A 15,503-nucleotide genomic window follows, 5' to 3' on the forward strand; every position below is an offset into this window, starting at 1 on the left:
TAAGATAATTACTCTACCAAACCCGCTTCTTTCGCCATGCTTTCCATTTCCTTGCAGGAAGCCGGCGTAGTACCAGATTCAAAGTCACTACACGGCACACTTTGCATTTCGGTCAAACACTGCGTGCCTTTCTCAATTAAGTCATCGTGCTCAGTGAATTTTTCCTCAAACATCTGAGGTACATACTGCGCGCACATTTGCGAAGACATATTGTCGACCATTTTTTGCATTTGCGGTGGCACATTACCGCCCATTTCCTTTTCCATTTTTTCGCTTATGCACATTTTCATTTTGTCGCAGAAACCTGCTGCCGCAGCTTTATATTCTTCAACACCCGCAATGGCATTAAATGCCAGTAATAACGTAGTAACAACCAGAAGTTTTTTCATACCTCTTTCCCTGTAAGTGGTTCGCTAGATGATGCGTTCTAATCTTTGGTACCGCTTTACTTAGCCCAGCATAGCTGTTCAAGGTATCTGAACTAAAAACAACCTTCAATAATACTTAACTATTATTTTACCCAAACGATAGAATCGGTATAGCTACCCATAATCACATCCCGGAATTTGTCTTCGAGAATATGGCGCTTCACTTTCAGTGTGGGCGTAAGTAAGCCATTCTCTATAGTCCATTCCTCTGGCATCACTACAATGCGGTCGAGTTTCTGGTGGCTTTCAAGGGTGCTATTAAGGGCGGTGAGCGTACTTTGCAGGCGGGTTTCCTGCGTAAGTTTCGGCTGTAACGCGCCTTTTTCACCCAGCACAACCAACGCAATGGGTTGTGGCAACCCGGTACCCACCACACACACCTGCTCGACAAGATCATTTTCCATGATCCTGGCTTCGATGGGCGCAGGCGTAACATATTTGCCCTTTTCCGTTTTAAAGATATCCTTCAGTCGCCCGGTAATGCGCACAAAGCCGTCGTTATCGATGGCGCCTTTGTCACCGGTTTTAAGGAAGCCATCCGGGGTAAGCACTTCTGCCGTTTTTACCGGGTCCAGGTAATACTCCACCATGTTGCAGGGCGACTTCACTTGAATTTCACCGTCTTCGCCAATACGGATATTCACACCACGGTAAGCAGAACCGATACACCCAATTTTGTCACTTCTGAATGGGACGCAAGCAGTGCCGTAAGCGCTGTTCTCTGTCATGCCCCACCCTTCGCTGATAGGAATACCAATTTTGTTAAACCATGAGATGATCGCGGGTGCAAGAGGCGCTGATCCACTGGCAAATAACCGGGCCTGCGACAATCCAAGCCCCTGCTGAATCTTGTTTTTTACCATGCCGCTTATAAACGGAATTTTCAGCAACAACGACAATTTTTTCTGTGGCATTTTCGCCAGAATGCCTTGTTGGAACTTTGTCCACAGGCGAGGTACAGAAATAAATAACGTGGGCTGACAATGCACCACATCACGTTGGAACGTTTCGAGAGATTCCACAAAATAAATTTTGCCACCAGAATAGAAGCTCGCCAGCTCCACCAGTACTCGCTCAGTAATATGCGCCAACGGCAAATAACTCATCATTCGGTCGCTGGCACGAAATGTGAGTGCTTCCAACGAATTGGCTGCCGCCCAACACACCGACCTGAAGCTATGCACCACCCCCTTGGGTTCACCCGTACTGCCTGAGGTATAAATAATGGTCATAACATCGTCCAGACCGCGGTCTGGCGAATCTGTCATAGGCGCACAGTCGATGAATTCCTCCCACTGTTGCCCTGCTGGGATATCAGGATACGGAAACGCCACCGTGGGAAGGTTTTCAGGGATCGTCGGATGCTGCAAGACAGGCTTATCAAGCTTGCCTACAAACAACAATTTGATGTCGGCATGACGGATAACAAAATTGAGTGTCTCACCGCCGGCAGAAGCAAAAATTGGCACGGAGATATGCCCTGCCATCATGATGCCCAAATCGGTGATAAACCACTCAACACAATTCTTTGCAAAGATCCCAATGCGGGAGCCCGCTGGAAGGGATAAGTCATCTAACCGCGTTGCGACACGACGGGCTAGGTCCATAATGCGAGAAAAGGAATAAGACTGGTAAAGCGCGTCTACCGGCTGCACCAAATACGTTTCGTTAGGGCGTTCACGCTCCCAACGATACATCATGGCAAGTGGCGTCAGTAAAACTTGTTGATCGTCAGCAATGAAATCAGCACACATAGGCAGTACATCCGTTTTTATAGGTATTGTGTCGACAGGTTAACATCAAACTTACAAAGCAGTGATAAAAATAGTGAGTGCATTCAACAGCACCTTAATTAATTATAGAACAATACACCACGCTTACCTGACTAACTTGCTACGCTTTTAGTCAGCAATCAGGCAACTATGCCTATCCTGGGAACACACCAGCGAAGGCATTCAGACAAGGCAAGACTATGCAAATCACCATCAATGGCAAGCAACATGATTACGACGGCGATCCCGCAATGCCGTTACTCTGGTTTATCCGTGACGACCTGAAAATGAAAGGGACTAAATACGGTTGTGGTATGGCACTATGCGGTGCCTGTACGGTGCATGTGGAAGGCAATGCTGTTCGTGCCTGCCAGTTCCCCATGTCTGGGGCTGCCGGTAAATCTGTCACCACCATTGAAGGGCTGGATAAAGACCACGCTCACCCGCTGCAAATCGCTTGGGCAGAAGAAAACGTGCCGCAATGTGGCTACTGCCAAAGCGGGCAGATCATGCAAGCCGCATCCTTGCTGTCTGCGAACCCGTCTCCTAGCGATGAAGATATTGAGCGTGGCATGTCAGGCAATATTTGCCGTTGCGGCACCTACCCTCGCATTCGCTGTGCAATTAAGAAAGTTGCGGAGGCCGGAAAATGAGTATGCCTGAAATCATGAGCCGTCGGGATTTTCTTAAGAAGACCACGGCCACAGCTGGACTTACGCTGTCAGTGTCGATGTTGTCTGCCCAGCACGCGTTTGCAGCCCAAAGCGCAGCCAGCGAAGCACTCGCGCCTAATGTATTTATCAATATTGCAGAAGATGGCATCGTGAACATCACCTGCCATCGCTCTGAAATGGGCCAGCAAATTCGTACTGCCATTGCACAGATTATTGCTGACGAGCTGGATGCTGATTGGGATAAAATCAATGTCATTCAGGCCCTCGGCGACCCTAAATATGGCGATCAGAACACCGATGGTTCCCGCAGTATTCGTCGTAACTTGGATCGTTTACAGCTTGCCAGTGCGACAGCCGCAACGATGTTAAAACAAGCTGCCGCCAAAGGCTGGGGAGTTGATGCTGCCAGCTGTCATTGCGAGAACCATCAGGTCGTGCATACCCCGAGTGGCCGTAAAACCGACTTCGCCACACTGGTTGCGGTTGCCGCTTCTTTGCCGGTACCGGAAGAAGCGACGGTGACGGTAAAGGAAAAGTCGAAATATAAATATGTGGGTAAACCGGTTGCCAGTATTGACCTTCCCGCTGTTGTTAGCGGTAACACCACCTATGGCCAAGATGTGGAACTCGATGGCATGTTGGTCGCTGTCATTGTACGTCCACCTGTTATGTTTACATCGCCAAAATCGGTCGATGACACTAAAGCCAAGCAAGTTAAAGGGGTGAAACATATTATTACTCTGCCGGCAGCGAAAGCACCGGCAGTGTTTAATCCGTTAGGCGGTGTAGCGGTAATTGCCGAGTCTACCTGGGCTGCCATGCAAGGCGCGAATGCGCTGGACATTGAATGGACATCAAACGAACACAGCAATTACAACCATGAAGTCGAGAAAGCCGCACTGATCGCGTCGGCTCAAAAAGGCGGAGAAGTTGTTCGCAGCAAAGGCGATGCGAAAAAAGCCCTGTCTGAAGCTGAAACCTTAATGGAAGCCACTTACTTTGTACCCATGCTGGCTCAAGCTCCCATGGAACCGCCTGCTGCCACCGCCGTAGTGAATGGCGATAAAGTAGAAATATGGGCATGTACTCAGCATCCTCAAGCAGCTCGAAGCAATGTGGCCGGCGCCCTTGGCATTGCCGAAGAAAATGTAACGGTGAATGTAACGTTACTCGGTGGTGGCTTTGGTCGTAAGTCGAAGCCAGATTATGTGGCAGAGGCCGCGATTCTGGCCAAACAGGTTGGCGCCCCAGTGAAACTTATTTGGCGGCGCGAGGACGATATTCAGCATGGCTACTACCACGCTGTGAGTGCTCAGCATATTAAGGCCGTACAAGATGAAAATGGAAACACCACTACCTGGCATCATTGCACAGCGTTTCCTTCTATTTCCAGCACCTTTGCCCCCGGCGTAGATATGCCTAGCGGTGGCGAGCTAGACCTCGGCTTTATCGACAACCCGTTTAACGTAGCCAACATGCAACTGGAAAAAGGCAAAGCGGTAAACCATGTGCGCATTGGTTGGTTGCGGAGTGTGTGCAACGTTTTTCATGCCTTCGCCATCCAGAGTTTTGCTGATGAACTTGCCCATGCGGCAGGCAAAGACAGCAAGGATCACTTGTTACAACTCATTGGCCCAGGACGCATAATCGACCTTACAGCGGAAAAGGCAGAACCCGGTAACTATGGAGAATCCTTAGAGAAATATCCGGTAGACACCACTCGCTTAATTAACGTAATTGAGCGTGTAACGAAAATGGCGAAATGGGATGACCGTAAAAAAGAGGGACGTTTTCTCGGTTTAGCGGCCCACCGTTCTTTCGTTAGCTATACGGCCACTGTGGTTGAAGTGGTTGTGAACGAAGACGGCACCTGGTCGATTCCAAAAACTTATATCAGTATCGACCCAGGCACGATTGTTAACCCCGAGCACGTGAGAGCACAGTGTGAAGGCGGTTCCATTTTCGGTCTTAGCTGTGCCATGGGACAAATCACGGCAACCGATGGCGCCGTAGAACAGTCTAATTTTCATAATTACACCGTGGCGCGTATGCAACATGCGCCGAAAGAAATTGAAGTGGATATTGTTGAAAGTGATGCGCCACCAGCGGGTGTTGGTGAACCGCCCACGCCACCATTCGCACCAGCACTGGCAAATGCGCTTTTTGCTGCCACTGGCCAGCGAATTCGTGAACTGCCAATTCCAATGCGGCTGACGAAAAACAGCTAACGTAACTTGTCACAAAAAAACCCGGCTTACTTAACGTACGCCGGGCTTTTTAATGCTCTGGGCTTGTTACCATTGTCTCATTAACAAAGACGGTATCATCACAGCATCGACAGGGCGGGAATAATAGTAACCCTGATGCAACAAACACCCTTTATCTAGTAAATACTCAACCTGCTCACGATTTTCCACGCCTTCAGCAACACACCCCATGTTCAGACTTGTCGCCATGTTGATGGTGGCTACCACGAGCGTATCGCCGTCGCTTCCCATTTGAATATCGTCAACAAAGCTCTTATCTATTTTTAGCACCTGCAACGGGAATTTTTTCAAATAACTCAAAGAAGAGTAGCCCGTTCCAAAGTCATCCAGCGCAAGCACAAAGCCAGCTTCAATAAAGCGGTTAACCTGACGCAGCGCACCTTCGGCGTCATCCATCAAGATACCTTCGGTGAGCTCAAACCGTAACGCTTTACTGGGTAACCCAGCCTTTTCCAGCATGTCGACCACGCCATCCACATCAAAGTCAGTCTTAAAGTGCAGCGCTGACAAATTTATCGCCACGTAACCGTCGAATCCATCGGCATACCAGTCACGTAAATCGCTAATAGCACGTTTCATCGCCATGCGGGTTACGTCGATGATGTACCTGAGTTCTTCGAGCACAGGGATGAATTCCGACGGATAAAGGGGAGGATCAGACAGCGAGCATCGTAATAACAGCTCTACACCCACCGTTTTACCCGTTTTTGCGTTTACAATGGGCTGATACTGATTGTAGAAACCGTCTTCCTGATAAGCCTTTTTAACGCGATTTTCCAAAACGAGACGCTCTCTCACCCGGGCGTTCATCTCTTCAGTGAAATAACTGAAGCCCGTCAAGGCATCTTTTTTCGCTGAGTACATGGCGACATCAGCATGTTTTAGCAATTCGGCTGGCTCTCGGGCATCATTAGGATAAAAGGATATGCCCACACTGGCAGAAACCCGCACGATTTCATCACCCAATGCGATAGGTGTTTCCACCGATTCGATCAATTGTCTGACAAACGCGCCAACAGCAACTTTGTCACTGACATTTTCCATCACGATGACGAATTCATCTCCGCCTAACCGAGCCACAGTGTCGGTTTCACTGGAAAGGTTCAGCATGCGATTCGCCACCACGCGCAAAAGCTTGTCGCCGTAATCGTGACCCAGTGAATCGTTAATCCCCTTAAACCGATCTAAGTCGACAAATAAGATACCGACTTCCTGGCGCTGCTTCCCTGCACGCTCAATCGCCTCTTCGAGCTTTTCGAGTAATAGCGTTCGATTCACCAGTCCGGTGAGGCCATCGTAGTTAGCAATTTTAATCAGTTTGCGCTCTGCATTTTTTTGCTCGGTAATATCTGACATGATGATCAGATAGTGGTCCACATGGCTACTTTGACCATCAGCGAAACCGGTTACCGAGACTTCGACAAGCACGTCGTAATGCCGCCCATCTGCGCCGGTAAGCCTTTCTTCGCTTTTCCAGAACTCGCCCGCATTCAGTGAGGTGACCTTCTCTTTTAACTTATCCCCCAAGCGCGGTGAGTTTTCGAACATACGACCAAGTTGACGCTCAAGACCTTTATTTCGCTCGATACCAAACGCCGCGCAACAGGAAGGATTCACAGCCACGGGCACGAAAAGATTGTCGAAAATCATGACCCAATCGCGGGTATGTTGAAATGCGTCGCCAAAGAGCTTTACCTGGTGTTGAACATCTTGCAAACGTCGCAACTGACGCTGCCGGTGAAACAGGTAGGCACCGAGTAACACCAAAATAAAACAAGTATAAACACCAAAGGCAACCGGTGACCTTAGTGGCGGGTATGGCAAACTAAAAGACAATGACGCGGGAAGCAGCAACATATCGGTATTCTGCTTAAGCGGGGCGACTTCGAAATGGTATTCACCCGGTGCGAGGAAGGCAAAGTTCACACTGCCATTTTCGGTAATCGATTCGTTGACCACCGTATTACCTCTCACCAGTTTATAGCGAAATTTTGTGTCTGACATGTAGCTAGACGAAAGTGCAGAAAATTGTATGGTTAACCCAAAATCACTGTGTTCAAAATTGATGTGCTCACCGCTGAAATTACGCAGCGGCTGGGTAATGGTGCGGGAGTCGAGTGAAACACCACTGATCACCATTTTTCTGATATTTGTCGTTTTCGTGGTTGTTTCTGCGCTTAACTTCGCTGGATCGAAGAGGATAAAACCGGTTGTAGAGCCCAGTGCTATGCGGCCGTCGCGCAATCGAATGCCGGCACCTTCGTTAAATTCTGACACCCTCACCTGTTCGCCGTAGCGGAAACGTTCCAAGGTATCACTTAGCGGCTGATAGCGAGCAAAATAGCCATGGGATGCGAACCAGATATCACCGGCATCGTCGGCAAGAAGGCTGTAAACAATATCGGAGTAGAGTTTATTTTTCGAGGATAACGCCTGTTTAACCTTAAAGGTTTTAGCATCGAGCCCTATTAACCCTTTATTGAGAAACCCCAACCACAACATGCCATGGGTGTCGACAACATAGGTAGACACAAAATTGCGTGTTTTCTGCATATCGTCAGACAGCGCGTACACCGTTTCAACGGTCAGCGTATGCGTATCGAGTTGATAGATCCCATCGTTTAACGACAGCAATAATTTTCCAGGATACCCCCCACTTTCATCCAGAAACATGCCACCGTGCAGCGCGGATAATCCCTCTTCTTCAAGGGGAATTTCTTCAACGCGTTTTGTCGCAGGATCATAACGATAGAAGCCATGGGTCAGAAAATAAATCCGCCCTTGTTTGTCTCTGGCGCTACCAAAACACCAATCACTGAACACCTTTTCTGCAAGCGGCGTGGTGAGCGGCATGTCTGTTAATTCGCCTGTATCTATAGAAAATTGTTTCAGGCTATTATTAATTTCGAGAATAAGTTTATTGGGGCCAGCGGGATAAATATCATTGATTGACTGCATGGGAGATAAATAATCATCGTCATCAACCTGAAGAAAATGCTGGCTTTGGTGTGTTTTCAGGTTAAATCGCGAAAGACCGTTTTCGGTTCCTACCCACAAATCATCCCCGAGTTCCAAAAACGACCAGACAATATTGCTGGCAAGCACAGGCTTACTATCACGGATGGTGTTTTGAAATGTCTCGATACTGAGTGGTTTAGCATACCAGAACAATAAGCCACCAAAATTACTGCCTAGCCAAAGGTTACCTAACTCATCGGGCAAAATAGCATGAATCGTTTTATCGGCCAGTTCTAATGACCCGGAGACCGGATTGAGAATATGTTCTGATTGCCATTCGTTTTCGACTTTTTCGAGCCTGTGCAGCCCTCGGTCTGTACCCAACCAGAATTCGCCATGGATCCCTGGCACCACTGTCCAGATATTGCGGTTGTTCAATACCAGCTGGGTGTTTACATTAATTTCATCGTCAGTTGCCGTCAAAAAATCATCGACATCGATGCTGAATAATCCCCCCACGGTACCCACAAATAACTTATTTGCCGCGTATTGATACAGTACTTTGGCATTTTGCGTGGCCCGTGTTTGCGTTTGCTCATTCAGGTAATGAAGTTGCTTTACTGTTTTACCGTTGTCGTGTAAAGAAATCACATACAACCGCGACGTGGTCGCAACGAAAAGCTGGTTGCCTATGCTCTTGATATCTCTGATGGCTTCGTTAGCCGATAGCTCTTGTTCACTTAGGCGGAAAATATCAGTCGATGATTGTTTGTCTGGTGAATAGCGAATCACCACTTGATCTAAAGCGATGCCCATATCGCCGTTTGCCAAGTATTCAAAGGCATCTGCACTCTGCACCCAGTCGGGCTCTAGAAAATCTGCGACTTTCAGTACTTTCTGATAAGTATCGGTTTTAAGATCAATGTAGAAAACGCCTTGATTGTCGGTAGAAATCCATAATCGATTCATGTCATCGACAAACAGGTTGCTGATCAAATTATTCACGAAAGCGCCTTCCGGGCCCTCCACAGTCACGAACCGATAACCATCCCAGCGACTCAACCCCCCTTCAGTGGCTACCCAAATGAACCCATCCTGATCACGCACGATATCGCGGACACTATCTTGGGCCAAACCTTGTGCGCTACTCCAATGTCTCAGCGCCGGGTCTTTAATAACCGGAACAGCATTTACTGATGTGGTAACTAAACACAGTTGCAGAAAGGAGAACAAACAGATTAAGTGTAGTTTTGCAGGTAGAGAGGAATGCCAGAGATTTTTCATTGTTATCAATAAGCGTCGCAGAACTTCAGAATGTCATCTGATTAAATTAATTCAGCTCTTTTGTTAACGCTGAAGCCAAAGAACCTTGCGTTAGTTTCTTTATTAATGAGCTACTGTCGTGGTGGTATTTTACTCATAAATTCATGAAATGTAACCAAATCACAAAAAATACACTGACTATCCTTGAATAAAAATAGTCAGTTAGTTTTTCTCCCGGATTGGAATTCGCCCCGTTTTTACTAGCCCACGGCGAATGCCTGCTTGGGGCGCTAAACGGTACAAATCACCATTTTGCCCAACATAGGTTTTTCTTACTCCGCAGGATTTTGCAATTTTCGCATGGGCTTCAAGGTGCTGATGTTCTCCATGAACAGGCACGGCGATTTCCGGCTTTACCCAATGATACATCAATTTTAATTCTTCACTGCACGGATGACCGCTGGCATGCACTGGCAGTTGGCTGTCCTCACTTAGCAGAGTACTTATACCCCGTGCATTAAAGCGAGAAACCAGTTTTTCAACTTCTTTCTCGTTACCCGGTATGACAATACTGGAAAAAATAACATGGTCACCTTTACTCAATTCCAGCAACGGGTGATTATCTAACGCAAGACGCGACAATGCAGCCCGGGGCTCCCCCTGACTTCCGGTAGCAACAACAAGCACTTCTTCGGGTGGCAAGTATCCTATGTGACTTGCATCGGCCAAGGTGGCCTCTTCAGGCCAAATGCCCTGTGCCCGGGCGATACTAACCATATTAACCAGGGAATATCCCAGCAATGCCATGTATCGTCCCGTATTCGCTGCCACTTTGGCTAATGAAATTAAACGGGCAATATTGCTGGCGAAGCACGCTACCACTACCCGTCCTGTCAACGGTTTAATAGTGGAAAGCAAACCGTCATAACACGTACGCTCAGACAACGACATGCCAGGTTTTAAGGCATTGGTTGAATCACCCACCAATGCAAGAATATTTTCCTCAGAAAGCGATTGATACAAACTGTGCTTAAAAGGTTTCCCGCTAATAGGATTAGCATCTATTTTCCAGTCGGCGGTATGCAGTACGGTGCCCGCTTGCGTGGTAATTTTAACCGCATAAGGTTCTGGAATTGAGTGAGTGATAGCGAGCCAGGACACCACAAACGGCCCTATGGTGTGCGTTGATTCTCCAGACACCTCAATGATGGGTATTTGACCGCCTAAATTCTCCCTTGCCAGTTTTCGTCTTAATAATTCAGCAGTAAAAGAGGTGGTATACACCGGACAGCGAAACCGCTTCCACAAATACGGTACGGCGCCAACGTGATCTTCGTGACCATGAGTTATAACCAGGCCAGCCAGAGCGTCTTTGTTTTCAGTAATAAAGGTGGGATCAGGCGCAACAACGGCGATCGTGTCGGCCAAGGCGCTATCTGGCGTTTTAGTTGCTGGGACGAGGGGTTCATTGAAGGATACGCCACAATCAACCATCAACCATTTACCCTGGTGCCCATACAGGTTCAAATTCATCCCAATTTCACCGGTTCCGCCGAGTGGCAGAAACCAAAGTTCATCCGCTCCGGGAATAAGATTACTGATAGTATTCTCCTGATTCGTAAACAAAAAACGGCCTGACACAAAGTATGCAGGCCGCTTTATTCATGACTTAACAGTATTATTTCACTATTGTCATTTCTTCAATAAGATTCGTCGCACCATCGACATACTCCATCACCCATAGCATGTACCGCGTATCAACGTGAATGGTACGGGTAGTGCGAGGATCAAAGTCCCAGTCAGAGTTAACACTTTCGAACGTACCGTCAAACAAAAGGCCAACCAGTTCAGCTTTGCTGTTAAGGGTAGCAGAACCCGAGTTTCCGCCGGTAGAGTCTAAATCGGTGAGGAAATTCACTGGCACGCTGCCTATGCTATCTAGCTTATAAGCACCATAGTGTTTATCCCTGATTTGTTGCAACAATTTCTCAGGGGCATCAAACGGTGATTCACCTGTGTCTTTCTCTAAAATACCTTCCAGACGGGTAAACGGTTCATAGATTAAGCCATCTTTAGGTGAACCTCCCAACACATTGCCGTAGGTAACGCGAAGCGTACTGTTTGCATCAGGGTATGCCAGACTTCCCTGTGATTTCTGCCACTCGATGATTGCCTGCATGTATTGGGGTTGCAGTGCAGCCGACTGCCCTTCTAATGCTTTGTTTTTATCTTCAATCTGCATTTCCGTGTCGTTCAGGGCAACGGCAAGCTGAATGAACGGGTCTTTGCTGTTCTCAAAATCAGCAGGTTTAGCCGTTAACCAGCTAAGGCGAATATCCGTATCCGTGAGTTTGGTCTCCCGATAGAATTTTGCTAGAATGCCTTCAAGTTGCTCGGCAGTTGTTTCGCTTGTAATGCCCAATGCATCATCGAATGCCGCTACCCGGGCAGATTCCGGCTGGTCCAGGTAAAGCGAAATCATTTTCTTCCATACTGCTTTATCGACGGTTACATCAAAACGACGATCAATCCGCGATAAGCCTTCCTTAAGACGAGACTGATCCCGTTGCTGGAAACCTCGATCACGCTCTGCGTCTGGCTTTTCCTGTTCGATTGCATTGCGATAAAGCTGCTGGGCGACAGAGAAGAGTTGCGCCCGTGACAAGTTGTTGTACCAAAAATTCTGTTTACTGTTTTTAATACGCTCGTCAGTAACCTCATCCAAGCGCTCGATGTTATCCACCAGTTGCGTTTTACCCTGCCCGTTTAACCAAGCTTTTAAGGCATTCTCACGATCCTGGCGTCGTTTAACCAGCCCGACACGCTTTGCACCTTCCAGTTGGCCTTTTGTATTCTTAAGGAAATTGTTCAAACCGGCCAACAGCGCCTCGTACTTAATGCGCGCATCACTGCCTTCTTCAGAAGCCTGGTTAATGGTGTCAATCCACTGGCCAATCAAATCCACGTAGGTTGGGTACATCCAGTCAAAGGTATAGGACACTACGCCCAGTCGTGCGTAGCGATCCGTAGAGCCTGGGTAACCCGCAGCCATGACGAAATCGCCATCTTCTAAACCGGCGGCTGACACTTTAATAATATGCTCTGGTTGATAAGGCACATTCTCTTCACTGAAATCCGCAGGTTTGCCGTCTTTGCCTACGTATGCGCGATAAAAAGAGAAATCGCCGGTGTGACGAGGCCACATCCAGTTATCAATATCTCCGCCGTATTTGCCCACAGAATCCGCAGGCGCATAGGCAATACGCACATCGCGAATTTCCATTTGCTTAATCAGCTTATATTCCAACCCCTGAAAGAAAGCCGGTACAGAACAACGAAAACCTTCTTCCGCTTCACACTCTGCGATGATGGCTTTTTTGTTGTTCTCTATGGCATCGTAACGCTCACGTCCTTGCACATCACTGCTGATTGAGCCAATAACACGGTCGGTAACATCAGCAAAATCAACGGTAACAAACATTTTAGTGCCGGGCGCAGCAGGTAATTCGTCTTGTTTGGTTTTAGCCAGGAAACCGTCTTTTAAATAGTTATGCTCAGGCGAGCTGTTGTATTGCACTGAACCACGAGCACAATGGTGATTGGTAACAGCGAGGCCTTCATCAGACACAAATGACGCGGAACAGCCGCCTAGTGACACGATGGCTCCCATGGGAAAGCCGGTCAGATTTTTGAGAGTTTGGGGCGATATTTCCAGCCCAGTTTGCTTCAAATCTCCAGCAATATCAGGTAATTGCTCAGGTGTGAACATACCTTCTTTGGCCTGCACAGCGGCACTGGCGAAAATAATCGCGAGGGAAGCACTGAGTAAGTGTTTTCGAGACATAACTGCTCCTTTCTTATTTTAAGTCAAACCTGTTATCGCCACGCCATTGATGTGGCAGGTTTTATCCGTCGGTAATTGCAGAGCGGTAGTGTAGCTTTGTCATGGAGGTAATGTGAATCATATTCAGGCGAAACGCCGCTGAAAAGAGAGAAGAAGTGTTAAGAAATATTTCTGTGTGAAGGCGTTAGCCAACTGGATAACGCCTTGGGTAGAGGATGAATACGAGGGTGCAGCTATTTCTTTGCAGCCAGGATCTTCTCTGCCAATACATCTGGCTCAATGATTTCGCCCTCTTCAGCGGGAACCGGACACACCATAATGACCAATCCATCTTTGAGCAAACCAGGCGTCCACTTTTGCATCCAATCCTGCAAAGAAATGCTCAGCGGTTCACAGTGGTCCCATTCGTCAGTGGCCCACAGGGTTGCCAGTGATTTGTCAGGCCAGACAGGAACGCCATCCTCTTCATCTGACGTAAGCATAACGCATCCGTCTTCATCTTTAAGGATCCAAACCTGCTCGTTACTGATGATGCTGTCAATTGTCGCGCTTAAGCGTTTTTCAGCGTTAACTTCCAGAAGTGGATGAGAAAGTGACATAGTAGCCCTCTGTATAAATGGCGCACCAGCGCATTCAGATAAACATTTGCGCGAGTACAAAAAATAATGGTGTTGATACTACCAATAGACCTGAAAATAGTTAACCGTTAATACCGTCATTGTGTTGGTGATAAGTTGATCATTTTCTCGCTTCGGAAAGTTCATCTGCGCTGGCGCCTGGTATAAATGAACTTTTTTTAATGTTTATTTTTGCAAATCTCATAGTGAGTCTATACTGAAATTTATTTTCCATCTCGGGGGAATGGGCCCGACAGCACGTTGAGGGTGGCATTATGCCTAACGCTTACGTATCGCATTACCAATCCAGACGCAAACTCATTCTTATTGCGCTTATTTTATCTGAACCGTTTTTGCTGTTTGCCGCCGCAGCCGCGGCCTTGTCTCTCACCGGCTATTTAATGGGTATCGACTTTTTATATCGCCCAATTGAATCAGGTATGGCAACCCACCCTCTCACTGCTATAAGCTTAATCATGCTTGCATCAGGTTTCATCAGCTTCAATCACAAGCGTCGGGCACTTGCCGCCATACTCGCTTTTTTACCGCAACTCATCGTCGCCATCGTGTTAATCGACAACTTGCTACAAAACCACATCAGTGAATCTATCACCCCATTCAGTGATGTCGTGGCAGCATCACTAGAACAGGGTCGCGTTAATGCTATGGGCCAAAACACCTGTTGGATGGTTGCTTTGCTAGCACTTTCCCTGCAAGCGAGGCTAAGTAAAAACGTGAATCTTACACAGTTGTTTGCAACGATTGCCCTGGTTTTTCCCTCTTTGGCGCTTACCGGATACGCCTACAACCTCGACACTTTTTATGGTGAAATGTCGGTGGCCACCATGGGCATAGGCTATTTTCTCTCACTCGCTATCCTCTTCTCTACAGCGAATCATGGTTTTATTCGGACGATGTTGTCTCCTTTCATTCCCGGAAAACTAGCTCGTACCCAGGCCGTATCTGGCTATTTTTTCGTATTTCTAATGGGCTATCTCTGGGTTAAATCGCTTTCATCGGTTGATGACGCCTCTCTCTTTGGCGCCTTTGTGGTGCTTGTTTGCTGGGTAGTTATTGCTGTGGTGGTATTCTCGACGGTGTACCACGAAAATGCCGACAAAAAGCGACGAAAAAAAGAAGAGCTTCTTACTAGGCTGGCCAAAATAGACCCACTCACTAGCTTATTTAACCGACGGGCCTTTCACGAATTGCAACGTCGAGAACTCTCTCGTATGCAAAGATACAATGGCGAAATGGGCATATTGATCGTCGATATCGACTACTTTAAATATGTGAATGATACTTATGGCCACGATGCAGGCGATGCCATATTAAAAATTATCGCGGTAACAATAAAAAATACGGTCAGGCGCTCTGATGTTATATGCCGTATGGGAGGAGAAGAGTTCGCGGCCATTTTGCCAGCTACTGATCAACCCGGTACCCACCGGGTTGCAGAAAAAATTCGTGCAGCGGTTTGCGAACTAGACTTAACAGATATCATTGACGACTACCCGCTGTCAGTATCTGTAGGCGTATCTGACCTTGGCGACCATGACATGACAAACGCAATGAAACGGGCCGACAAGGCCCTGTATCAAGCAAAAGAAAAAGGACGAAACCGCGTTGGCTCACTGTTTAGTCAAGACGATACGGTAGACAATGCATTGCTGATTTAAC

General features: G+C 47.5%; 9 protein-coding genes. 3 read left to right on the plus strand and 6 right to left on the minus strand.

Annotated elements, in window-relative coordinates; genetic code table 11:
- Nucleotides 1-8 precede the first annotated feature (8 nt).
- Nucleotides 9-389 (minus strand): hypothetical protein, encoded by a 381-nt coding sequence (locus tag ACXAGX_RS13635; RefSeq protein WP_474838967.1) that lies wholly within the window; start codon nt 387-389, stop codon nt 9-11.
- Between the two features lie 122 nt (nt 390-511).
- Nucleotides 512-2,182 (minus strand): AMP-binding protein, encoded by a 1,671-nt coding sequence (locus ACXAGX_RS13640; protein WP_474838969.1) that lies wholly within the window; start codon nt 2,180-2,182, stop codon nt 512-514.
- A gap of 218 nt (nt 2,183-2,400) precedes the next feature.
- Here ACXAGX_RS13640 and ACXAGX_RS13645 point away from each other — a divergent pair, with 218 nt between their 5' ends.
- Both ACXAGX_RS13645 and ACXAGX_RS13650 read left to right on the plus strand, forming a co-directional pair.
- Entirely contained in the window at nt 2,401-2,853 is a 453-nt protein-coding gene (locus ACXAGX_RS13645) for a (2Fe-2S)-binding protein (RefSeq protein ID WP_474819540.1), read from the plus strand.
- Nucleotides 2,850-5,102, plus strand: coding sequence for a xanthine dehydrogenase family protein molybdopterin-binding subunit (locus ACXAGX_RS13650; RefSeq protein WP_474838971.1), 2,253 nt, complete (start codon nt 2,850-2,852; stop codon nt 5,100-5,102). The genes ACXAGX_RS13645 and ACXAGX_RS13650 overlap by 4 nt, the downstream gene beginning before the upstream one ends.
- 66 nt (nt 5,103-5,168) lie before the next feature.
- Here ACXAGX_RS13650 and ACXAGX_RS13655 read toward each other — a convergent pair whose 3' ends face one another.
- The 4 genes from ACXAGX_RS13655 to ACXAGX_RS13670 all read right to left on the minus strand — a co-directional run bounded on the left by ACXAGX_RS13655 (nt 5,169) and on the right by ACXAGX_RS13670 (nt 13,805).
- Nucleotides 5,169-9,233, minus strand: a complete 4,065-nt coding sequence (locus tag ACXAGX_RS13655) for an EAL domain-containing protein (RefSeq protein WP_474838972.1) — start codon at nt 9,231-9,233, stop codon at nt 5,169-5,171.
- 351 nt (nt 9,234-9,584) lie between these two features.
- Nucleotides 9,585-10,895, minus strand: coding sequence for a ribonuclease J (locus ACXAGX_RS13660; protein ID WP_474839137.1), 1,311 nt, complete (start codon nt 10,893-10,895; stop codon nt 9,585-9,587).
- Between the two features lie 145 nt (nt 10,896-11,040).
- On the minus strand, nt 11,041-13,206 hold the full coding sequence (locus ACXAGX_RS13665; protein WP_474838974.1) for a S46 family peptidase: 2,166 nt from the start codon (nt 13,204-13,206) through the stop codon (nt 11,041-11,043).
- 233 nt (nt 13,207-13,439) lie between these two features.
- Complete coding sequence (locus tag ACXAGX_RS13670; RefSeq protein WP_070125281.1) at nt 13,440-13,805, minus strand: DUF2750 domain-containing protein; 366 nt, start codon at nt 13,803-13,805, stop codon at nt 13,440-13,442.
- A 293-nt stretch (nt 13,806-14,098) separates the two neighbouring features.
- Here ACXAGX_RS13670 and ACXAGX_RS13675 point away from each other — a divergent pair, with 293 nt between their 5' ends.
- On the plus strand, nt 14,099-15,502 hold the full coding sequence (locus ACXAGX_RS13675; protein WP_474819523.1) for a GGDEF domain-containing protein: 1,404 nt from the start codon (nt 14,099-14,101) through the stop codon (nt 15,500-15,502).
- The last annotated feature ends 1 nt before the right edge of the window (nt 15,503 follow it).

Source organism: Alteromonas sp. ABV4_515 (assembly GCF_056160345.1).